This window comes from Luteimonas sp. MC1750 (assembly GCF_016615955.1).
In the GTDB taxonomy this organism is placed as follows: domain Bacteria; phylum Pseudomonadota; class Gammaproteobacteria; order Xanthomonadales; family Xanthomonadaceae; genus Luteimonas.
This window is the reverse complement of the sequence record NZ_CP067113.1, coordinates 1,349,106-1,368,316: the sequence shown is the minus strand read 5'-3', so window position 1 is coordinate 1,368,316 and position 19,211 is coordinate 1,349,106. Positions and strand designations below refer to the sequence as shown.

At 71.8% G+C, this 19,211-nt stretch carries 20 protein-coding genes and 2 tRNA genes; 8 read left to right on the top strand and 14 right to left on the bottom strand.

Translation table 11 applies throughout. The features are described from left to right. Positions 1–32 precede the first annotated feature (32 nt). A complete protein-coding gene (upp, locus tag JGR68_RS06465) occupies positions 33–662 on the top strand; it encodes a uracil phosphoribosyltransferase (RefSeq protein WP_199361550.1) in 630 nt (209 codons plus the stop codon). A 121-nt stretch (positions 663–783) separates the two neighbouring features. After that, positions 784–1,446, top strand: coding sequence for a winged helix-turn-helix domain-containing protein (locus JGR68_RS06460; RefSeq protein ID WP_199361551.1), 663 nt, complete (start codon positions 784–786; stop codon positions 1,444–1,446). Between the two features lie 3 nt (positions 1,447–1,449). Here the strand turns inward: JGR68_RS06460 and JGR68_RS06455 are convergent, their stop codons facing one another. The 6 genes from JGR68_RS06455 to rsmD all read right to left on the bottom strand — a co-directional run bounded on the left by JGR68_RS06455 (position 1,450) and on the right by rsmD (position 6,216). Further along, entirely contained in the window at positions 1,450–2,346 is an 897-nt protein-coding gene (locus JGR68_RS06455) for an MBL fold metallo-hydrolase (RefSeq protein WP_199361552.1), read from the bottom strand. Between the two features lie 70 nt (positions 2,347–2,416). Further along, the gene (gene ggt, locus JGR68_RS06450; RefSeq protein ID WP_199361673.1) at positions 2,417–4,168 is read right to left on the bottom strand and encodes a gamma-glutamyltransferase; all 1,752 of its coding nucleotides are present in this window, start codon (positions 4,166–4,168) and stop codon (positions 2,417–2,419) included. A 23-nt stretch (positions 4,169–4,191) separates the two neighbouring features. After that, complete coding sequence (locus JGR68_RS06445) at positions 4,192–4,446, bottom strand: YfhL family 4Fe-4S dicluster ferredoxin (RefSeq protein WP_199361553.1); 255 nt, start codon at positions 4,444–4,446, stop codon at positions 4,192–4,194. Between the two features lie 69 nt (positions 4,447–4,515). Beyond that, complete coding sequence (locus JGR68_RS06440; protein WP_199361554.1) at positions 4,516–5,013, bottom strand: hypothetical protein; 498 nt, start codon at positions 5,011–5,013, stop codon at positions 4,516–4,518. Positions 5,014–5,052: 39 nt separating this feature from the next. Next, positions 5,053–5,553, bottom strand: coding sequence for a pantetheine-phosphate adenylyltransferase (gene coaD, locus JGR68_RS06435; protein WP_199361555.1), 501 nt, complete (start codon positions 5,551–5,553; stop codon positions 5,053–5,055). Between the two features lie 66 nt (positions 5,554–5,619). After that, entirely contained in the window at positions 5,620–6,216 is a 597-nt protein-coding gene (gene rsmD, locus JGR68_RS06430) for a 16S rRNA (guanine(966)-N(2))-methyltransferase RsmD (RefSeq protein WP_199361556.1), read from the bottom strand. A gap of 29 nt (positions 6,217–6,245) precedes the next feature. Between rsmD and ftsY the strand changes: the two genes are divergently transcribed. The 4 genes from ftsY to JGR68_RS06410 all read left to right on the top strand — a co-directional run bounded on the left by ftsY (position 6,246) and on the right by JGR68_RS06410 (position 10,337). Next, positions 6,246–7,709: a signal recognition particle-docking protein FtsY gene (gene ftsY / locus JGR68_RS06425; RefSeq protein ID WP_234446613.1), complete on the top strand. Its 1,464-nt coding sequence runs from the start codon at positions 6,246–6,248 to the stop codon at positions 7,707–7,709. Continuing rightward, complete coding sequence (locus tag JGR68_RS06420; protein WP_199361557.1) at positions 7,706–8,950, top strand: hypothetical protein; 1,245 nt, start codon at positions 7,706–7,708, stop codon at positions 8,948–8,950. Before ftsY ends, JGR68_RS06420 begins: the two co-directional genes overlap by 4 nt. Before the next feature lie 71 nt (positions 8,951–9,021). Further along, on the top strand, positions 9,022–10,065 hold the full coding sequence (gene mutY / locus JGR68_RS06415) for an A/G-specific adenine glycosylase (RefSeq protein WP_199361675.1): 1,044 nt from the start codon (positions 9,022–9,024) through the stop codon (positions 10,063–10,065). Further along, entirely contained in the window at positions 10,062–10,337 is a 276-nt protein-coding gene (locus tag JGR68_RS06410) for an oxidative damage protection protein (protein WP_199361558.1), read from the top strand. Before mutY ends, JGR68_RS06410 begins: the two co-directional genes overlap by 4 nt. Here the strand turns inward: JGR68_RS06410 and JGR68_RS06405 are convergent. Both JGR68_RS06405 and JGR68_RS06400 read right to left on the bottom strand, forming a co-directional pair. After that, a complete protein-coding gene (locus JGR68_RS06405) occupies positions 10,313–10,756 on the bottom strand; it encodes a DUF6491 family protein (RefSeq protein WP_199361559.1) in 444 nt (147 codons plus the stop codon). The two genes, JGR68_RS06410 and JGR68_RS06405, sit on opposite strands and share 25 nt — an antisense overlap. A 54-nt stretch (positions 10,757–10,810) precedes the next feature. Continuing rightward, positions 10,811–10,886 (bottom strand) — tRNA-Phe (locus tag JGR68_RS06400). A 54-nt stretch (positions 10,887–10,940) separates the two neighbouring features. Here JGR68_RS06400 and JGR68_RS06395 point away from each other — a divergent pair. Further along, positions 10,941–12,224 carry a DUF445 domain-containing protein gene (locus JGR68_RS06395; RefSeq protein WP_199361560.1) on the top strand — a complete coding sequence of 428 codons (1,284 nt, stop codon included), beginning with the start codon at positions 10,941–10,943 and terminating at the stop codon, positions 12,222–12,224. Between the two features lie 3 nt (positions 12,225–12,227). Here the strand turns inward: JGR68_RS06395 and JGR68_RS06390 are convergent, their stop codons facing one another. From JGR68_RS06390 to JGR68_RS06380, 3 genes are all read right to left on the bottom strand, one after another. Beyond that, a complete protein-coding gene (locus tag JGR68_RS06390) occupies positions 12,228–13,244 on the bottom strand; it encodes an SDR family oxidoreductase (RefSeq protein ID WP_199361561.1) in 1,017 nt (338 codons plus the stop codon). An 86-nt stretch (positions 13,245–13,330) separates the two neighbouring features. Next, on the bottom strand, positions 13,331–14,197 hold the full coding sequence (gene ligD, locus JGR68_RS06385) for a non-homologous end-joining DNA ligase (protein ID WP_199361562.1): 867 nt from the start codon (positions 14,195–14,197) through the stop codon (positions 13,331–13,333). Between the two features lie 9 nt (positions 14,198–14,206). After that, positions 14,207–15,172, bottom strand: a complete 966-nt coding sequence (locus tag JGR68_RS06380; RefSeq protein ID WP_199361563.1) for a Ku protein — start codon at positions 15,170–15,172, stop codon at positions 14,207–14,209. Positions 15,173–15,320: 148 nt separating this feature from the next. Here JGR68_RS06380 and JGR68_RS06375 point away from each other — a divergent pair. Further along, positions 15,321–15,395, top strand: a tRNA-Val gene (locus JGR68_RS06375). Positions 15,396–15,444: 49 nt separating this feature from the next. Here the strand turns inward: JGR68_RS06375 and JGR68_RS06370 are convergent. The 3 genes from JGR68_RS06370 to JGR68_RS06360 all read right to left on the bottom strand — a co-directional run bounded on the left by JGR68_RS06370 (position 15,445) and on the right by JGR68_RS06360 (position 19,112). Beyond that, positions 15,445–16,668 (bottom strand): EAL domain-containing response regulator, encoded by a 1,224-nt coding sequence (locus JGR68_RS06370; protein WP_199361564.1) that lies wholly within the window; start codon positions 16,666–16,668, stop codon positions 15,445–15,447. Next, complete coding sequence (locus JGR68_RS06365) at positions 16,665–17,498, bottom strand: response regulator (protein WP_199361565.1); 834 nt, start codon at positions 17,496–17,498, stop codon at positions 16,665–16,667. Before JGR68_RS06365 ends, JGR68_RS06370 begins: the two co-directional genes overlap by 4 nt. 84 nt (positions 17,499–17,582) lie before the next feature. Further along, positions 17,583–19,112: a serine hydrolase domain-containing protein gene (locus JGR68_RS06360; RefSeq protein ID WP_199361566.1), complete on the bottom strand. Its 1,530-nt coding sequence runs from the start codon at positions 19,110–19,112 to the stop codon at positions 17,583–17,585. Between the last annotated feature and the right edge of the window lie 99 nt (positions 19,113–19,211).

Genomic DNA, 19,211 nt, shown 5'->3' with positions numbered 1-19,211 from the left:
TCACGTACGCCGCTGCGCGCTAGACTTCCGTCATGAAGATCGTCGAAGTCCGCCATCCGCTGGTGCAGCACAAGCTCGGCCTCATGCGCCGCGTCGACAACAGCACCAAGACCTTCCGCGAACTCGCGGGCGAGGTCGCATCCCTGCTGACCTACGAGGCCACCGCCGACCTGGAGTGTGAGGACTCGGAGGTCGAGGGCTGGGCCGGCACGGTCCGCGTGCGCCGGATCAAGGGCCGCAAGATCACCCTGGTGCCGATCCTGCGCGCGGGCCTGGGCATGCTGCACGGCGTGCTGGAGCTGATTCCCGCGGCCAAGGTCGGCGTGGTCGGCATCAAGCGCGACGAGTCCACGCTCGAGGCCATGGCGTACTACGAGAACCTGGTTGGCGACATGGCCGACCGCACCGCGCTCATCCTCGATCCGATGCTGGCCACCGGCGGCACCCTGGTGGCCACGGTCGACATGCTGAAGAAAGCCGGCTGCACGCGGATCAAGGGCCTGTTCCTGGTCGCCGCGCCCGAGGGCCTGCGCGCGCTCGAGGCACGCCATCCCGACGTCGAGGTCTACGTCGCCTCGATCGACGAACGCCTCAACGACCTCGGCTACATCCTCCCGGGCCTGGGCGACGCCGGCGACAAGATCTTCGGCACCGGCGCCTGACAGGCGCCCAGCCGGCTGGCCTGCAGGCCCGGCATCCCGCGTTGCCCGGGGTGTGGCCACCGCTCCGCTCCCGCCGACATCCCCGGCCCCCGGAGGCCGGATCCCGCCGCTCCAGGCTTCATTGGCGGAGGAATGGCTGTTCGGGCGCTATCGCCTGGTGCCCGCCTTCCGTCGACTGCATGCCGGCGAGCGCAGCGTGGAGCTCGATGCCCGGGCGCTCGCGGTACTCGAGTGCCTGCTGCGCCACGCCGAGCGCGTGGTGCCGCGCCCCACGTTGATCGCCGCGGCCTGGCCGGAGTCCAGCATCGTCTTCGACAGCGCGGTCTCCAAGGTCATGCGCCGGCTGCGGGTGGCGCTGGGCGACAGCCACGGCACGATCCTGCAGACGATCTATGGCGAGGGCTACCGGCTGGCGCTGCCGGCGACGCTGTTGCCGCCGAGGCCCGGTACCGCGGCCACGCTGCACGGGTCGGCCGGCACGCGCAACGGCGCCGCGCGCGAATCGCCGTTGCGACCGGAGCCGAGCGGAGCCGCTTTGATGCCGGGCGGCGGCCCGGCACGGGCACCGGAACCGGCACCGGCAGCGCCAGCGGCAGCGGCAGCGGCAGCGGACCAAGCGTTGCAACGTCCGAGGCCAATACCCGACGCCTCCGGCAAGGAACGCACGCCGCCCGAGCGCGCCCCGGCCTGGCAGCTCTGGCTGCCGTGGACCATCGCCGCGCTGGCGACCCTGCTTTCGGGCTGCCTCGCCTGGCTGCTGCTGAACCGGGCGGGCCCGGGCTGATCCTCAGCCAGCGGCGCCGAGCAGCCGCGCCTGCAGCCTCCGCACCTGGTGCACGCCGGTGAACCGGCCGCGTCCGTCGCGCTCCAGCTGCGCCAGCGCGCAGTCCGGGTCATGGGCGAAGAACAGGTGCACGCCCCGCGCGAGCTTGTCCTCGAGGAAGGCCTGCTTCTCGTCGATCAGGGTCTCGGCGCAGCGGTCGTAGCCCATGGTGATCGGCACGTGCACCCAGGGCAGCCCGGGCACCAGGTCCGCGCAGAACACCACGCCGCCGTGGTGACCGTCGCCGCGGCGCTCCGGCCCAAGCACTTCGGACAGCATCATGCCGGGGGTGTGGCCGTGGCTCCAGTGGAAGCGCACCGCGTCCCCGAGCGCCGGCGTCCGGTCGCCGTCGACCAGCTCGACGCGGCCGCTGGCCTCGAGCAGCGGCAGCAGCTCGGGGATATAGCTCGCGCGGTCGCGCGGGTGCGGATCCCGCGCACGCTCCCACTGCTCGCGCCCGATCACGAAGGTGGCATTGGGGAACAGGAGTTCCGGCGCGCGGCCCTCTTCCCAGGCCGACAGCAGGCCGCCGGCATGGTCGAAATGCAGGTGGCTGAGCACCACCACGTCGATGTCCCCGTGGCCGAAGCCGGCTTCGCGCAGCGAGTCCAGCAGCACGTGGCCGTCGCCGCCGATGGCGTAGCGCTCGCGCAGCTTCGGCTCGAAAAAGGCACCGATGCCGGCCTCGAACAGCACGGTGCGGCCGTTGAGCGGCGTCGCCAGCAGGGCGCGGGTGGCCAGCGGGATGCGGTTCGCCTCGTCGGGCTGCATCCACTTCGACCACATCGCCCGCGGCGCGTTGCCGAACATCGAGCCGCCGTCCAGGCGCTGGGTATTGCCTTCGATCGACCAGAGCTTCATCGCGACGTCCTAGAAAGATCACTGCAGGAGCGGCTACAGCCGCGATGGGCCGGAGCGGTGATCGTGTGCTTCAGGGTTTCCCCTTGGCGCGCACTTCGGCCTTGCCGACCGGGTTGCGCGGGTCGGTGCCGCCTTCCATGCGCGTGTTGGCGATGTCCCAGGCGACGGTCTGGAAATTGCCCCAGGCATCGCTGGAGCGGCGACCTTCGGCCACCTCGTCCTCGGGCCGCACCACGTTGTGGCCCATCGCGCGCAGCGCCTGGGCGGTGGCCACGTCGAAGGTCCCGGCCTCGGCCTGGATGGCGTCGGGCATCCACTGGTGGTGGTAGCGCGGCAATGCCGCCACGTCGGTCGCCGACAGCCCGGCGTCATAGCCGAGCACGCCCAGCAGCACCATGGTGATGATGCGGCTGCCGCCCGGCGTGCCGAGCACCGCGACCTTGTCGTCGGAGAGCATGAAGGTCGGCACCATCGAGCTCAGCATGCGCTTGCCTGGCGCCGGCGCGTTGGCGTCGAAGCCCATCACGCCGAAGGCGTTGGGCGTGCCGGGCTTCAGCGCGAAATCGTCCATTTCGTTGTTCAGCAGCACGCCGGTGCCCGGCGCCACCAGGCCCGAGCCGTACAGCAGGTTGACGGTCTGCGTCGCGCCGACCCGGTTGCCCTCGGCGTCGATGATCGAGAAGTGCGTGGTCTCCTCGTCCTCCAGCGGCGTGGGTGCGCCCGAGAGCAGGTCGCTGGGCGTCGCGCGCTCCGGATGGATCGTGGCGCGCAGGCCGGCGGCGTAGTCCGGGCTGGTCAGCAGGCGCTGCGGCACGTCGACGAAGTCGGGATCGCCCAGGTAGAAGGTGCGGTCGCGGAAGGCACGGCGCATCGACTCCACCACCAGGTGGGTGCCCTGCGCGTCGTCCATCGCGCCCAGGTCGTACGGCGCGAGGATCTGCAGCATCTGCGCCAGCGCGATCCCGCCCGACGACGGCGGCGGCGCGGTGACGATGTCCCAGTCGCGGTAGCGGAAGCGGATCGGCTCGCGCTCGCGCACGCGGTAGGCAGCGAGTTCGTCCGCGGTCCACTGCCCCCCCTCGGCATTGACGCCCGCGACCAGCTTGCGGCCGACGTCGCCGCGGTAGAAGCCGTCATGGCCGCGCTCGGCCAGCAGCTCGAGCGTGCGCGCAAGGTCGGGCTGGCGGAACAGGTCGCCTTCGCGGATCGGGCGCCCGCCGGCCAGGTAGACCTCGCGGGTGCCGGGATAGCGCTCCATGACCGTACGTCGCGCTTCGTAGCCGCGGGCCATGCGGCCGTAGACGGGGAAGCCCTCGCGCGCAATGCGGATCGCCGGGGCCAGGGTCCGCGACAGCGGCAGCTTGCCGTAGTTCGCCTGCAGGTGGACGAAGGCCGCGGGCAGGCCCGGGATGCCCGCCGACCAGGCGCCATTGGTGGCCCGGTCGCGGTCGAATCCGCCCTCGGCATCGAGGTAGCGCTCGGGCGCGGCGGCCGCCGGCGAGGTCTCGCGCGCGTCGACGAAGACGTCGCGCCCGGTCGCGGCATCGTGCAGCAGGAAGAATCCGCCGCCGCCGATGCCGGAGCTGATCGGCTCCACCACCGATAGCACCGCGGACACCGCGATCGCGGCGTCGAAGGCGTTGCCGCCGTCGGCCAGCACGGCCATGCCGGCGTCGGTGGCCAAGGCGTGCGCCGAGGCGATGGCGGCACCCGGCGGCTTCGCGCCCTGCGCCACCTGCGCGGCACGCGGCTGGGCTGCCGCTCCGTCCGCGGCTACGGCCAGGCCCGCCGGAACCAGGGCGAGCAGCAGCGGCAGCGCCATCCGGCGCAGCAGGGTCGATGGCGTCACGCAGCCTCCTCCGTCAGCCGCCGGAGCTTGGCCAGCAGCTGCTCATGGGTCTCGGGGATGTCGGGATCCGGGTCGATGCACTCGACCGGGCAGACGACGACGCACTGCGGCTCGTCGAAATGCCCCACGCACTCGGTGCAGCGCGCGGGGTCGATCAGATAGATGGTCTCGCCCTGCGCGATGGCCTCGTTCGGGCACGCAGGCTCGCAGACGTCGCAGTTGATGCAGAGCTCGTTGATGCGCAGCGCCATGGGGCCATTGTAGACCCTGGGCGCGGGAGCCGCCGCCGGCGCTGGAGGCCGGCGGCAGCCCGGTCGGGCTTACTTCGCCTCGACGAAGACGAACTCGACGCCGGCCGGCGCGACGGCGTCGGAGACGCGGGCCTGGTCGGCACCGCTCCCGATGAACACCACGCGCACGCCCTTCATGGTGTCGGGCGCGACGCTGGCGAAGGCGTCGACCACGATGTCGGCCATCTTCGTCGAATCCGACGAGGCGTAGGCCAGCATGTTGCCGCGCACGATGCCGCGCGAGACGTCGCTGCTGGCCTTGTCGGCCAGGCGCTCGTAGTTGCCGGCGTCCGCGGCCTCGTCGCCGGTCGGCGCCGGCAGGTAGTAGACGTAGGGCTGGTTGCCGATGCCTTCCATGTTGCGGGTCACCACGTCGGAGACGTAGGTGCGCCACGCGGCGTCGTCGGCGGTGGTCGGCGCGGTCACCGGCGCGGCGACGGTGGCGACGGGCGCTTCGTCCTTCTTGCAGGCGGCGAGCAGCGGCATCGCGAGGCAGGCGGTCAGCATCAGGCGCGGGATGGTCTTCATTGGTGTTCCCCAGGATGTTTCGTTGCGTTGGTGGTCAGTCTATCCCGCGCGCCGCCATTCGGCCTGCAGCGCCTCAGCCACAGCCGCCGGCACGAAGCCCGAGACATCGCCGCCAAGGCGGGAGATCTCGCGTACCAGCGACGAGGATATGAAGCCGTATTGCTCGGCCGGCGTCAGGAACAGGGTCTCCACCTCGGGAATGAGGTGGCGGTTCATGCTCGCCAGCTGGAACTCGTACTCGAAATCGGACACCGCGCGCAGGCCGCGCAGCAGCACGCCGCCGCCGATCTCCGACACGAAGTGGGCCAGCAGTGAATTGAAGCCGCGGACCTCGACGTTGCCATGGTGCGCAACCGCCTGGCGCGCGAGCTCCACGCGCAGCTCCAGCGGCAGCGCCGGGCCCTTGCCGGGGCTCTCGGCGACGCCGACCACCAGCCGGTCGAACAGCGGCGCGGCGCGATCGACCAGGTCGACGTGGCCGTTCGTGATCGGATCGAAGGTGCCGGGATAGACCGCGATCCTGTTTCGGGCTGTGCTCATGCCTGGCTTCGCCGTGTCCCTGGGTGGTCGATGCCGCGCGAGTGTATCAGCGCCGGATGGCGCCGGTCAGGGCGCGGGCGCGCGCCGCAACAGCGCATGGCGGGCGTCGCGGGTCGACGCTTCGCGGAAGGAGCGCCAGTCCGGCCCGGCCAGTGCCGGGGCGGTCGCCGGCGACTCGAGGTAGAGCCAGGCGTCGTCGGTGACCCAGGGCCCGAGCCTGGCGAGCGCTACGTCCCAGGCACCGGAATCGAAGGGCGGATCGAGGAACACGAGGTCGAAGCGCCCGTGCAGCGGCGCGCGCAGCAGCTCCAGCGCGTCCGCGCGCAGCACCACCGCCGCGTCCCCGGCGTCCAGCCGGGCGCAGGTGTCGCGCAGTGACTGCGCCAGCGCCGGGTCGCGCTCCACCAGCACCAGCTCGCGGGCACCGCGTGACAGCGCTTCCAGCCCGAGCGCACCGCTGCCGGCGAACAGGTCGAGCACGCGCGCGCCGGGCAGCATCGGCTGCAGCCAGTTGAACAGGGTCTCGCGCGCGCGGTCCGACGTCGGCCGCAGGCCGGGCGCGGCGGCTACCGGCAGCCGGCTGCCACGCCAGCGGCCGGCGATGATGCGCACGCTGCCGGGGGCTGCGGAACGGGAAGGAGCGCGTGGGGCCGGTGGTACCATGACGCGGCATTGTCCGCGCTTGCGCGAGCATGCGCACCCCCCTTTTTCCCGGTCCGATTGCGATGGTCAGCCTGTTCCGCCGCTGGAAACCCGACGCCGACAAGGCGAAGCCGGCGAAGGACGAACGCTCCCCGCTGAGCGCGGCCGCCGAGGCGATCGAGGCCGCGCGCGCGATGGGCGAGGCGGCGGCCGAGCACGCGCCGGCGGCGGAGGTGCTCGATCCGTGGAGCGTGTCGCGGGAAGCCGAACTGGCCGGGGCTGACGTCGTCGATGCGGCGGATGCGGTGGAGGCAGCCGCGTCGCGGTCGGCGTCGCTGCCCGCGGTGGAGCCTGCCGAGGCTGCGGAAGCGCCTGCAGTGGCCGAAGCACTCGAGGATCAGCAGACCCGCGCCCTACCCGAAGCAAGGGTCCCGCCTGCGACGCCCGGGACGCGGATGGGTGCTGCGCCTGCTGCGCCGGCCATCGCGAGCGCACCCGTCGCCGACGCCGCAGCGCACACGCCGACGCTGGTTTGGCCGGAAGCGCCCTCCTCTCCTCCCGTCGCCCTGACCCAGGAAAAGCCCGCGGCTGCACCCGGCAGGTCGGGCTGGCGCGAACGGCTGATGGGCAGCGGCATCGCCCGCGGCCTTGGTGGGCTGTTTTCGCGCAACCCGCGCCTGGATGACGACCTCCTCGACGCGATCGAGACCGCGCTCCTGACCGCCGACGTCGGCATTTCCGCGACCACGCGCCTGGTCGACTCGCTGCGCAAGCGCATGAAGGCGCGCGAGTTCGCCGATGCCAACGCGCTGCGCGGCGCGCTGCGGGCCGACCTCGTCCGGCTGCTGGAGCCGGTCGCCAGGCCGCTGGTGATCGACCCGGCGGCGAAGCCGTTCGTGATCCTCACCGTCGGCGTCAACGGCGTCGGCAAGACCACCACCATCGGCAAGCTCGCCAAGCGCTTCAAGGACGAGGGCCGCGGCCTGATGCTCGCCGCCGGCGACACCTTCCGCGCCGCCGCCGTCGCCCAGCTGCAGGCCTGGGGCGAGCGCAACGGCGTGCAGGTCGTCGCGCAGGGCCAGGACGCCGACCCGGCCGCGGTCGCATTCGACGCGCTGCAGGCGGCGCGGGCGCGCGGCACCGACGTGCTGATCGCCGACACCGCCGGCCGGCTGCACACCCAGCAGGGCCTGATGGCCGAGCTGTCGAAGATCAAGCGCGTGCTCGCCAAGGTCGACGCGGCCGCGCCGCACGAGGTGCTGCTGGTGATCGACGGCACCACCGGCCAGAACGCGCTCAGCCAGCTGCGCCACTTCCACCAGGCCGCGGGCGTCACCGGGCTGGTGGTGACCAAGCTCGACGGCACCGCCAAGGGCGGCGTGGTGTTCGCGCTGGCGCAGGAGTTCGGCATCCCGATCCGCTTCGCCGGCATCGGCGAGCGCCCCGAGGACCTGCGCGTCTTCGACGCCGAGGCCTTCGTCGACGCCCTGCTGCCGGAGGCGCTCGGGGCGTGAGGCTGCGCCGCGGGCTCGCGCTCGCCGCCGGCATCGCCGTGGTCGTGCTGCTCCTCGTCGCGCTGGCCGCGGCGGTGCTGATGCAGCCGCGCCAGCTGGCCCGGATCGCACTGGGCAGCGTGGGTGACGCACTTGGCCTCGACATCGGTTTCGAGGGCGAGGTGCGCTACCGCCTGCGGGGCACGCCGCTGCTGGAGGTTCACGACGTGGTCGCGCGGGCGCCCGGTGGCGGCGAACCCCTGCTGCGCGCCGGGCGGGTGCTGGTGTCGCTGCCGTGGTCGACGCTGCGCGATCGCGGCGCGCCGCTGGTCCTGGAGCGCATCGAGCTGGACGCACCGGTGCTGGAGCTCGCGCGGCTGCAGGCCTGGCTGGCCGGCCGGCCGCCCGGCGCCGGTCGCCTGCCGACCCTGTCCGACGGAATCGGCGTGCGCGACGGCCGCCTGCTCGGCGAAGGCTGGACGCTCGCCGGCCTGGACCTGGACGTGGCCTTGTTCGCCGAAGGCCAGCCGGTGGCGGCCGGAGCCCGCGGCATCCTGGAACTGGCGGCGCCGCTCCGCGTCGACTTCGACCTGCGCCTGGCCGCGACGCGGCCGGCCAACGGCACCGGGGTCAGCGCCCGGGGCAAGGTGCAGATCCACGGCGCAAACTGGCGGCTGCCGGCCTTTGTCGCGGCATCGGGGCCGCTGCGTTTCGACGACGGCGTGCTGCGGGTCGCACCGCTGAAGCTGGGCATGTCGGCGGAGTACCGCGGCGGCGGCGAGCCGCTGCGCTTCACGCTGGGTGCCCACGGGCCGCTGCGCCTGCGCGACGGCATCTGGACCCTGGTGCCGGCGGCCATCGCCCTGCGCGGCAAGGACCTGATACCCGATGTGGATGCCCACGGACGGTTCGCGTTCGGCGACGCGCTGCTGCTCGAACTCGACGGCGCGATGCCGGCCTGGCCTGCCACATGGCCGGCGCTTCCGGCGCCGTTGGGCACATCGACGTCGCCGCTTGCGGCAACCCTCGTCTATGCCGGCGCGCGCGACGCCTCGGACCCGGTCGGCCTGCACCTGCGGCGGGACGGCGCACAGGCGGTCGCGGGATTGCGCATCGCGGACGTCCTCACGTGGATGGACGCCGCGGCCACGGGCTCGCCGCTGCCTCCCCTGCACGCCCGCGCCAGCGCACCCAGGATCGAGATCGCAGGCGCGGTGCTGGAGGGCGTCGAGGTCGAACTGGAACCGGGTGACGCGCCGTGAGCCAAGCCATCGACCCTTCGCACTGCGCGGCCAAGCGTCCGGGCGCACCGGCCGACGACTTCGCGACGCCGCTGCTCGACTGGTTCGACGTCCACGGCCGCCACGACCTGCCCTGGCAGCACCCGCGCACGCCCTACCGCGTGTGGTTGTCGGAGATCATGCTGCAGCAGACCCAGGTGCGCGTGGTGGTGCCCTACTTCGAGCGCTTCGTCGCCAGCCTGCCCTCGGTCGCCGCGCTCGCCGCCGCGCCGCTGGACGCAGTCCTCGGCCTCTGGTCGGGCCTCGGCTACTACGCACGCGCGCGCAACCTGCATGCCGCTGCCCGCGCCTGCGTGGGACTCCACGGCGGCGACCTGCCGCGCGACTTCGACGCGCTCCTCGCGCTGCCCGGCATCGGCCGCAGCACCGCGGGCGCGATCCTCGCCCAGGCCTGGGGTGACCGTTTCGCGATCCTGGACGGCAACGTCAGGCGCGTGCTCGCCCGCTACCACGGCGTCGAGGGCTGGCCCGGCCAGCCCGCGGTGCAGAAGCGGCTGTGGGAATTCGCACAGCAGCACCTGCCGGCGAGCCGCCTGGCCGACTACACCCAGGCGCAGATGGACCTCGGTGCCACGGTCTGCACCCGCCACGCACCGGCCTGCAGCGCCTGTCCCCTGCGACCGGGCTGCGAAGCCCATGCACAGGGGCGCACCGCGGAACTGCCCACGCCCAAACCCACCAGGGCGCTGCCGACGCGCGAGGCCGTGCTCCTGCTGATGCGCGACGCCGAAGGCCGCATGCTGTTGCAGCGCAGGCCGCCGGCCGGCGTCTGGGCGCAGCTCTGGTCCCTGCCCGAAGCCGCCGACGAAGAGGCGGCGCGTGCCTGGTTCGAAGGCCATGTCGATGGCGACTACGCCCAGGCCGAGGCACTGGACCCCGTCGCGCACGTCTTCAGCCACTACCGCCTCACCATGCATCCCCGGCGCTGGCGCGCGGTCGCCAGCGCCGCCGCGGTGCGGGACAATGAGGACCTGCGCTGGGTACCGCGCGACGCGCTGGCCGCCCTGGGCATCCCGGCGCCGGTCCGCACGCTCGTCCAGGCGCAGTTCGAATCCGAACAGGAGCAGGAAACGTGAGCCGCACCGTGCATTGCGAATACGAAAAGCGTGAGGCCGAAGGCCTGGACTTCGTGCCCTGGCCCGGCGAGCTCGGCAAGCGCGTCTTCGCCGGCATCGGCAAGCCTGCCTGGGCGGCGTGGCTTGCGCACCAGACCATGCTGATCAACGAGAACCGCCTGTCGCCGATGGATCCGGAACACCGCGCCTTCCTCGAGCGCGAGATGCAGAAGTTCCTGTTCGAGGGTGGCGCCGAGGCGCCGGCCGGCTATGTCCCCGAAGACGGGGCCTGAGCCGCTTCCCTCGCCTCCTGTTCCGCCGCCTTGATGCGCATCGTGTCGAGCGGACGGATCTCGCGGATGCGGCAGGGCAGCTGCATCGAACTGCGGCCATCCACCAGCACCTTGTCGAAGCCGGCGTAGACCCTGCTGTTCTGGCTGGTGAGCCCGATCACCGGACTGTAGGCGACGTCCGGGCAGAGGCCGTGGAAGCCCAGCAGCCAGGCCTCGCGCGGCCGCGTCCACACGGCGATGTGCCCATCGTCGAGCGGCGTCCAGCCGCTGATCCGCCCGAGGTAGCTGAAGCTGGACACGGGTTCGCCGGCGGCGGCGCGATAGGTGGCGAGTTTTTCGACATCGGTCATGCCGGTGCTTGCGCAGCCCTGGAGGGCCAGGAGCGCAGCGATCGCGACGGCTGGAAGCCTGCCTTGCATGGTGCCTCTCCCGCCGCGGCGCGGCGCTGGAAACGGCCTTCGATCATCGCGCAATGGTGGCCGGGGAGGGAATCGAACCCCCGACACGGGGATTTTCAATCCCCTGCTCTACCAACTGAGCTACCCGGCCACTGGCGAGCCCGGAATGATACGGGAGCCCGCGTCTTCGCGCTACCCTGTCGCGATGCCGCCGATCACCGATCCCCGCGAAGCCGCGCTGCGCCGCCGCAAGGCGATCGCGCTCGGCCTGCTGGGCATCGCCGGCGCGGGGCTCGCGGTCGTCTCGGTGCTCGAGCGCACGCATCCGCACTGGGCCTTCGGCTTCCTCGCGGCGGTGTTCGAAGCCGCGCTGGTCGGTGGCCTGGCCGACTGGTTCGCGATCGTCGCGCTGTTCCGGCATCCGATGGGCATGCGCTGGATCCCGCACACCGCGATCATCCCATCGAAGAAGGACGCGCTGGGCGCCAGCCTCGCGGACTTCATCTGCGACCACTTCCTCGGCACCCGCCAGGTGGCGGAAAAGCTCCAGTCGATGGATATCGCCGGGGCCATCGCCGGCAAGCTCGCCGACTCCGCCTTCGCCGGCACCATGGGCCGCGCGCTCGCCAACGCCCTGCCCCGCATCCTCGACGCGCTCGACAGCGACGAGCTGCACCGCTTCCTGCACCGCATCGCCGACGCGCGCCTGCGCCAGGTCGACCTGTCGGGCGTGGTGGCGGTGGTGCTGCGCCAGCTCACCGCCGATGGCCGCCACCAGGCGCTGGTCGATGCTGGACTGGGCTACGCCGGCGAGGTCCTGGCGGCACCCGGAACCCATGAGCGCGTGGCCGATCTCGCCGGGCGCGAGCTGTGGAAGGTGCTGCGCTACCTGAAGATCGATGGCGTGGTGGCCGACAAGGTCGCCGACAAGCTCGTGGCCGGCATGGCCGGCATGGTCAGCGACATGGCCGGCGACCGCGACCACGAGATGCGCCAGCGCATCGGCGCCGAGTTCGAGCGGCTGATCGTGCGCCTGGAGGACGACCCGTCGCTGCGCGAGCGCGTCAACGCCTTCCGCGACCAGCTGATCGAGGACTCCGACCTGTCGCGCTACCTGCGCAGCCTGTGGCGCGACCTGGCCACCTGGATCCGCGAGGACGTGGAGCGCGACGATTCCGCGATCGCGACCCGCATCTCCTCGATCGGTGCGGAAGTCGGCTCACGGCTGGCCGCCGACGATGCCATGCGGGCGTGGATCAACGAAGGCGTGGTGGAACTGGTGCTGCCCGAGGTCGAACGCTACCGCGAAGGCATCCGCGATTTCATCGTCGAGCGCGTGCACCAGTGGAGCGCCGAGGAACTCACGCGCGAGCTTGAACTCGCGGTCGGCTCCGACCTGCAGTTCATCCGCTACAACGGCACCGCCGTCGGCGCGCTGATCGGCGGCGTGCTGTATGCCCTGGTGCACGCGATCCAGGCACTGGTGTGACCCTCAGCCGCGCGGTCCGCCCATCACCGGCAGGATCGCGCCGTTCACGTACGACGACATCACCGGCGACGCGAGGAAGACGTAGGCCGGCGACAGCTCTTCGGGCTGCGCCGGACGCCCCATGTCGCTGTCCTTGCCGAACTTCGCCACGTCCTCCGCCGGCTTGTCCGCCGGGTTGAGCGGCGTCCACACCGGCCCGGGCGCGACGCAGTTCACGCGGATCCCACGACCGAGCAGGTTGCTGGCCAGCGACAGGGTGAAGGCGTGGATCGCGCCCTTGGTCGCCGAGTAGTCGAGCAGCTTGGGATTGCCGAAGATGCCCGTCTCCGAGCCCGTGTTGATGATGCTGGCGCCCTGCTCCATGTGCGGAAGCGCGGCGCGCGCCATGTGGAAGTAGCCCGCGATGTTGGTCTGCAGCGTCTCCTGCAGGTGCGCGTCGGTCAGGTCTTCCAGGCGCTCGACGTGCTGCTGGAAGGCCGCGTTGTTGACCAGCACGTCGAGCCGCCCGAAGACGTCGACCACCTGGCCCACGGCGTCCTCGCAGAACGCCGGGTCACGCACGTCGCCGGCGATGACCAGGCAGCGCCGGCCCTCGGCCTCGACATGGCGACGCGTCTCCTGCGCGTCCTCGTCCTCGGCCAGATGCAGCACCGCGACGTCGGCGCCTTCGCGTGCGAACAGTACCGCCACGGCGCGACCGATTCCCGAGTCGCCGCCGGTCACGATCGCCGCCATGCCCTCGAGCTTGCCGCTGCCGGCGTAGTCCGGCGCGGTGAAGCGCGGCTGGAGGTCGAGGTCGGCCTCCTTGCCGGGCTTGGCGAGATGCTGGGCCGGCAGTCGGGTCGGCTGCTTGCGTGCGCCGGCCTGTGCGGGGGACTTCTTGGCCGGAGCCTTCTTCTTCGCCTGCTTCGCGGCCTGCAGCGCCTCGCGCTGGATGCTCCGCTGGCGCGCGGCGGTCGCCTCGCCCGTCTTCGCACTCCCGCCCGCCTTCGCCGACTTGCCTGCCTTCTTCGTCGCCATCGAAACCGCCTCCCGGAATCCATCGTTGGCCGTCGACGCTACGCGCGCCGGCGTTGGCGACCCGTCATCGCCGCGTGCAGGCGGTGTCAGCCGATTACCGGGAGGGTTTGCGCCAGGGTCTCGAAGCCTTCCCAGGGATCCTTGCGCATGCGCGCCGCGCGCCGGCGGGCGGCACGCAGGTCGAAGGCGGCGGGCCCGTCCACGCGGCCGAGCTCCTCCCAGCGGATCGGTACCGCCACCGGCCCACCCTGGCGCGCGCGCAGGGACCAGGAGGCGACGCTGGTCGCGCCGCGCGCATTGCGCAGCCAGTCGATGAAGATCTTCCCGGGACGCTTGGCCTTGGACATGGTGGCCACGTAGCGCGCCGGCGCCTGCACGGCCATGTGGTTGGCGAACGCGTCGGAGAACGCGCGCGCGTCGTCCCAGGACGGCCCCGGCGCGATCGGCACGACCACGTGCACGCCCTTGCCGCCCGACAGGCGCACGAAGTTCTCGAGCCCCAGCTTGCGCAGCCGGTCGCGCACGTCGCGTGCGCCGCGCAGCACATCGGGCCAGCCCGTGCCTTCGCCCGGATCCAGGTCGAAGACCAGCCGGTCCGGCCGCTCAGGATCCTCGATCCGCGAGCCCCACGGGTGGAACTCCAGCGCGTTCATCTGCACCAGGTCGGTCACGCCCTCGATATCGTCGACATACAGATAGGGCTCGACGCCACTCTTCTGCATCAGGTCGATGGAGCGCACGTCGTCGCCCAGGGACTCGGCGTAGTGCTTCTGGAAGAAACACTGGCCGGCCGCGCCGTCGGGGCAGCGCACCAGCGACAGCGGCCTGCGCGCGAGTTCGGGCAGCATCCAGTCGGCCACCGCGCGGTAGTACTCCACCACGTCCTGCTTGGTGTAACCGGCGCCTTCGAAGACGACGCGGTCCGGACTGGTGAGGCGCGTCGGTTCACCCATGGCCGCGCCTTACCCGGCCTTGCGCGCGGCCGTCTTCGCGGCCTTGGCCGGCGCCTTGCCCACCTTCTTCGCGGCCTTCTTGCCGGCCTTCTTCGCGGCCTTCCTTGCCGGTTTCGCTTCGGCCGCATCGTCCGTGGCCTGGGCCTTGCCGCTGCCCTTCTTCGCCGGCGTGCGCTTGTTGTTGCCGATGCTCTTCTGCAGCAGGGCCATGAAGTCCACCACGTTGGTGGTCGCATCCTCGGGCACGTCGCGATCGTCGTCGTCGGGCCGCGACACCACGCCCTGGGACTTCATCCGGTCGCGGATCACCTTCTCCAGCCGCTCGCGGAACTCGTTGCGGTACTGCGAGGGATCCCACTCGCCGCTCATCGCTTCGATGAGCTGCTTCGCCATCTCGCGCTCCTTGGCGTTGATCCGGTAGTCGGCCGCCTCGCCCTCGGGCAGCCGGTGCTCGGAGGCATCCACGACTTCCTGCGGATAGCGCAGCAGCATGAGGATCAGCGCGTCACCCTGCGGCAGCACCGCCGCGAGGTACTCGCGGGTGCGGATCACGACACGCGCGATGCCGGCCTTGCCGGTGTCGCGCAGGGTCTCGCGCAGGAGCACATAGCCCTTCTCGGCCTTCTTGCCCGGCACGAGGATGTAAGGCTTCTCGTAGAAGGTCGGGGGAATGTCGCTGGCGTCGACGAAGGTCTCGACCTCCACCGTCTCGTGGCTCTCCGGTGCCGCGGACTTGATGTCGTCCTGTTCCAGCACGACATAGCTGCCCTTGTCGTACTCGAAGGCCTTGACCACGTCCTTCCACGGCACCTCTTCGCCGGTCTCGGCGTTGACGCGCTCGTAGCGCACGGGATTCTTGTCGCGGGAATCCAGCATCCGGAAGCTGATGTCGACGCGCCGTTCGCCGGACATCAGCGCAACCGGCACGTTCAACAGCCCGAAGCTCAGGGTTCCGGTCCAGATGGGACGGGCCATGGAGGCCTCGCATGTCGATGGAAGGACTCCGGACGCTAGGCCCGGGGTGGTGAGACGGCGGTGAAACGGGGCGCATCGCGGCGGCCCGGGACCGCCCCGGGGGCTTGCGGGACCCCGTGCCCGCTGCTGTATACTGCGCGGCCACTTCGGGCGGTTAGCTCAGCGGTAGAGCATTGCCTTCACACGGCAAGGGTCGCAGGTTCGATCCCTGCACCGCCCACCAGATCCAGCAAAAACCCCCGGCTTGCCGGGGGTTCTTGTTTGTGCAGCGGCTAGGCCGCCATCAACCCGCCGCGCATCGACGGCCAGCCCGTGACCCAGCGCATCACGTCCGACGCCGGCATCGGCTCGGCGATCAGCACGCCCTGGCCGATGTGGCAGCCGAACTCCCGCAGGCACGCCAGGTCGTCGGTGGTCTCGACCCCGACCGCCACGGTCTGCACGTCGAGTTCGCGTGCCAGCGCCAGCGCCGCCTGCACCATCGCGCGACGCGACGGGTCGTGGGCGACGCCGCGGACGAAGCCCCGGTCGATCTTGAGCTCGGAGAACGGCATCTCCCGCAGCTGCGCGAGGTTGGAAAAGCCGGTGCCGAACTCGTCGATCGCCAGCCGGACACCCTTCAGGCGCAGCCTCGTCATGATGTCCAGCTGCGCCTGTGGCTCCGTCGGCAGGTGGCTCTCGGACAGCTCGAGCACCAGTCGCTCCAGCGGGAAGCCCGCGGCCGCGGCCAGGCGGGCGATGCGCTCCGGGATGTCGAGCGTGGCCAGGTTCGCCATGGTCAGGTTGACCGCGACGTCCAGTTCGCGGCCGCCGGTCGTCCAGTTGCGGGCGTCGTGCAGCGCGTTGGACAGCACGACGCGCGCCAGCGGGCGGATCAGCCCGGCCTTCTCGGCCAGCGGGACAAACTCGGCCGGCATGACGATGCCGCGCGTGCGGTGCTGCCAGCGCGCCAGGGCCTCGACCGCGACCACTTCACCGCTGTGCAGGTCCACCTTCGGCTGGTAGAGGTTGAACAGCTCGCCGGCCGTGATCGCCGATTCCAGTTCGGCCGCGTCCTGCGCGGAGAACCCGGCCGACGCCTCGCCTGCGTCGCCCCTGCCGTCGGCGTCGCGATGGCCGTCCAGCAGGGCGCGCAGCGCCGCGGGCTGCACCGGCTTGGCCAGCGTGCCGAGGACATGCAGCCCCTGGGCGCGCGCCACCTGTTCCGCGGCCTGCAGCACCCGCGCGTCGGCGCCGCTCATCAGCGCCAGCGCGCCGCCGAAACCGGCCTGGGCCAGATGGCGCACGAACTCGACGCCGTCCATGCCGGGCATGCGCAGGTCGCAGATCACCAGGCCGACGCCGGCCGGATCCGCCGACAGCCGCTCCAGGGCTTCCTCTCCGCGCGAGCACAGCTCGATGCTGGAGTACCCGCTCTTCCGCAGGCCCAGCGCCCGCAGCTGGATGTGCAGCAGCCGGGTGGTGAAATCGTCGTCGTCGACTACCAGGATCTTCAAAGCGCGTACCTCGTCATGTCCTGCCCACGCGCGCCGCCAACGGCGCGCCAGCGGCGCATCGCCACCAGCGCCGCGTCGAGCGCCTGCACCACTTCGTCCACCAGCGCGGCGAAACCCGCGCCCTGCACCGACCCGGCGTGTTCCTCGAGCCGCGCGCACAGCAGGCCCAGCGGCGCGGCGCCGACCGATCGCGCGGACGACTTCAGCCGGTGTGCCAGCATCCCGGCCCCGGCGGCATCGCCCGCGGCCGCGGCGGCCAGCAGGTCGGCGCGGATGCCGGTCGCGACCTCGTCGAAATAGGCCAGGATCTCCAGCACCACCGCGGGTTCGTCGCCAACCAGTTCGCGGAGCGCGCCGGCATCGAACTCGGCGCAAGGCAGGATGCCGTCCGCGCGTGCCTGGCTGGCTAGGCCCGGGGCCGCCCGCGCGGATGCCGGCGTTGCCGGCGCCGCCAGCCAGCGGCCCAGCACCGCGCGCAGCCCGTCGAGCTGCATGGGCTTGGCCAGGAATTCATCGAAACCGGCGTCACGCGCCTTTTCGGCCTGTCCGATGCGCACGTCGGCGCTGAAGGCCAGCACGGGCGTCCTGATGGCCGCCTCTTCGTTGCGGATCGCACGCACCAGGCCGAAGCCGTCCATGACCGGCATGTGCAGGTCGCTCAGGACCAGGGCGAAGTCGCCGCCGCGCCACCGTTCCAGGCCTTCCATGCCGTTGCCGGCCATCTCCGCGTCGACGCCGACCATGGCCAGCTGGCGGGCCAGCACGCTGCGGTTGGTGGCATCGTCCTCGACCACGAGGATGCGTCGCCCTTTGCCTGGAAATTCCGTCACGCTCCCCTCCATGGAGCAGCGGAAACGGTCGATGCTGCTTCGCAACATGTTATCCGGAGGGCTTGCCGCCCCCCGTGCTGCGCGTCACAGACCGGCAGCCTCGCAGGCCCGGACGTAGGTGAACGCCAGATCCTCGTAGTCGTAGCTGAAGTCCGCCTCGGGATCGACCTTGGCCATCGTCAGCCCTGGCCTGCCGCCAGCCTCGCCACCAACGTCGAGCCATGCGTCGGCGTCAGGGCCGAGGGTGTCGAAGTCGACCAGGAGCCTGCCTCCCGCACGGAGCACCGGTCCCGACAGCCGCGGCGACTTGGCCGACGTGAAGCGGACGCCGTCGCCCGAGCGACAGACCGTGACCTCGCCCAACCATGGATCGCGGTAGCGGCCCAGCCAGGCCGGCGCGGGGGCTGCGGCGACCGGCGCGCGTGCCGCACCCTGCCCGTCTCCGGAGGCCGCGTCCTGCGGACCGGGCCCGGCGGCCAGCGCCTGGACGTAGTGCGCGACGTTGCGCCGTTCCTGCGGCGCGCTGAAGTGCTTGCCAAGCGTCTGCTCGAGCACGGTCCGCGCGTCGCCCGCATCGCCGTTGATCAGGATCACGAAGCCGACGTCCCGCTCGGGCAGCAGGGTCACGGCGGAATACATGCCCGACAGCGTGCCGGTATGCGCGACCTTGGCCGTGCCGTCGACGTCGCTCAGGCGCCAGCCGTAGCCGTAGGCGGAATAGTGGCTGCGGTTCCAGTCGCGCATGCGCGTGGTCAGCGGCAACGGCATGTGTGCCGTCCAGACGGCGCTGCGCTGCGTTGCCGACAGCCATGGCCGCCCGTCCGGGCCGGCGGTGGCAGGATCCAACCAGGCCTGCACCCAGCGCAGCATGTCCTGCAGGCTGCAGCGCACGCCACCGGCCGCGGCCATCGGCATGTCCGCGACCAGCGGGCCATCGGGCCGCGCCACCCAGCTGCCGTCGCGGCGCCCGTGCGGCGCGGCCACCGGGCCGGCCTCGTCGACGCGCCACTCGCCGATGCGGCAGCCGTCCATGCCCAGCGGCTCGAACACCTCGCGGCGCAGCAGCACGTCGTAGGGCGCCCCGCCCGCCGCGGCCGCGACTTCCCCGGCCACGATGTAGAGCGTGTTGTCGTAGGCGTAGCGGGAGCGGAAGCTCCAGCGCGGCTTCAGGTGGGCCAGGCCGGCGATCACGTCCTCAAGGGTGAAGGCATTGGGTTCCGGCCAGAGCATCAGGTCCCCGGCCCCGGGGCCGAGGCCGCTGTTGTGGATCAGCAGGTCGCGCACCTGCATCTCGCGGGTGACCCAGTCCTCGTGCATGCGGAAGCCCGGCAGGTGCTTCACCACCGGATCGTCCCAGGCCAGCAGGCCGGCATCGACCTGGCGCGCCAGCAGCGCGGCGGTCATGGCCTTGGTATTGGATGCGACCTTGAACAGCGTGTCGGCGGTGATGGCTTCGCCGCTGCCGGCGACACCCTCGCCGCGCAGCTCGATCTGCCGCACTTCGCCGCCTTCCACCACGCCCACGGCGATGCCCGGAAGGCCGTAATGCGCCGCCGCGTCGTCCACCGCCGCGGCCACGGCCTGCGAAGGCCAGTCATCGCCGCCGGCTTGCACCGGGCACGTGGCGAAAAAAATCGCGGCCGTGGCAACGGCCGCGAAGAGGACACCCTTTCCTGCCACACCTACTCCCTTGCGGATGGAGCGGGTGGCGGC

Excerpts from the sequence above, each read along its gene's own strand:
- ligD (WP_199361562.1), bottom strand. The coding sequence starts at position 14,197 with ATGGGTGAACCGACGCGCCTCACCAGTCCGGACCGCGTCGTCTTCGAA.
- JGR68_RS06455 (WP_199361552.1), bottom strand. The coding sequence starts at position 2,346 with ATGAAGCTCTGGTCGATCGAAGGCAATACCCAGCGCCTGGACGGCGGC.
- JGR68_RS06380 (WP_199361563.1), bottom strand. The coding sequence starts at position 15,172 with ATGGCCCGTCCCATCTGGACCGGAACCCTGAGCTTCGGGCTGTTGAAC.
- JGR68_RS06390 (WP_199361561.1), bottom strand. The coding sequence starts at position 13,244 with ATGGCGACGAAGAAGGCAGGCAAGTCGGCGAAGGCGGGCGGGAGTGCG.
- JGR68_RS06395 (WP_199361560.1), top strand. The coding sequence starts at position 10,941 with ATGCCGCCGATCACCGATCCCCGCGAAGCCGCGCTGCGCCGCCGCAAG.
- ftsY (WP_234446613.1), top strand. The coding sequence starts at position 6,246 with ATGCGCACCCCCCTTTTTCCCGGTCCGATTGCGATGGTCAGCCTGTTC.
- upp (WP_199361550.1), top strand. The coding sequence starts at position 33 with ATGAAGATCGTCGAAGTCCGCCATCCGCTGGTGCAGCACAAGCTCGGC.
- JGR68_RS06405 (WP_199361559.1), bottom strand. The coding sequence starts at position 10,756 with ATGCAAGGCAGGCTTCCAGCCGTCGCGATCGCTGCGCTCCTGGCCCTC.
- ggt (WP_199361673.1), bottom strand. The coding sequence starts at position 4,168 with ATGGCGCTGCCGCTGCTGCTCGCCCTGGTTCCGGCGGGCCTGGCCGTA.
- rsmD (WP_199361556.1), bottom strand. The coding sequence starts at position 6,216 with ATGGTACCACCGGCCCCACGCGCTCCTTCCCGTTCCGCAGCCCCCGGC.
- JGR68_RS06445 (WP_199361553.1), bottom strand. The coding sequence starts at position 4,446 with ATGGCGCTGCGCATCAACGAGCTCTGCATCAACTGCGACGTCTGCGAG.
- coaD (WP_199361555.1), bottom strand. The coding sequence starts at position 5,553 with ATGAGCACAGCCCGAAACAGGATCGCGGTCTATCCCGGCACCTTCGAT.
- JGR68_RS06440 (WP_199361554.1), bottom strand. The coding sequence starts at position 5,013 with ATGAAGACCATCCCGCGCCTGATGCTGACCGCCTGCCTCGCGATGCCG.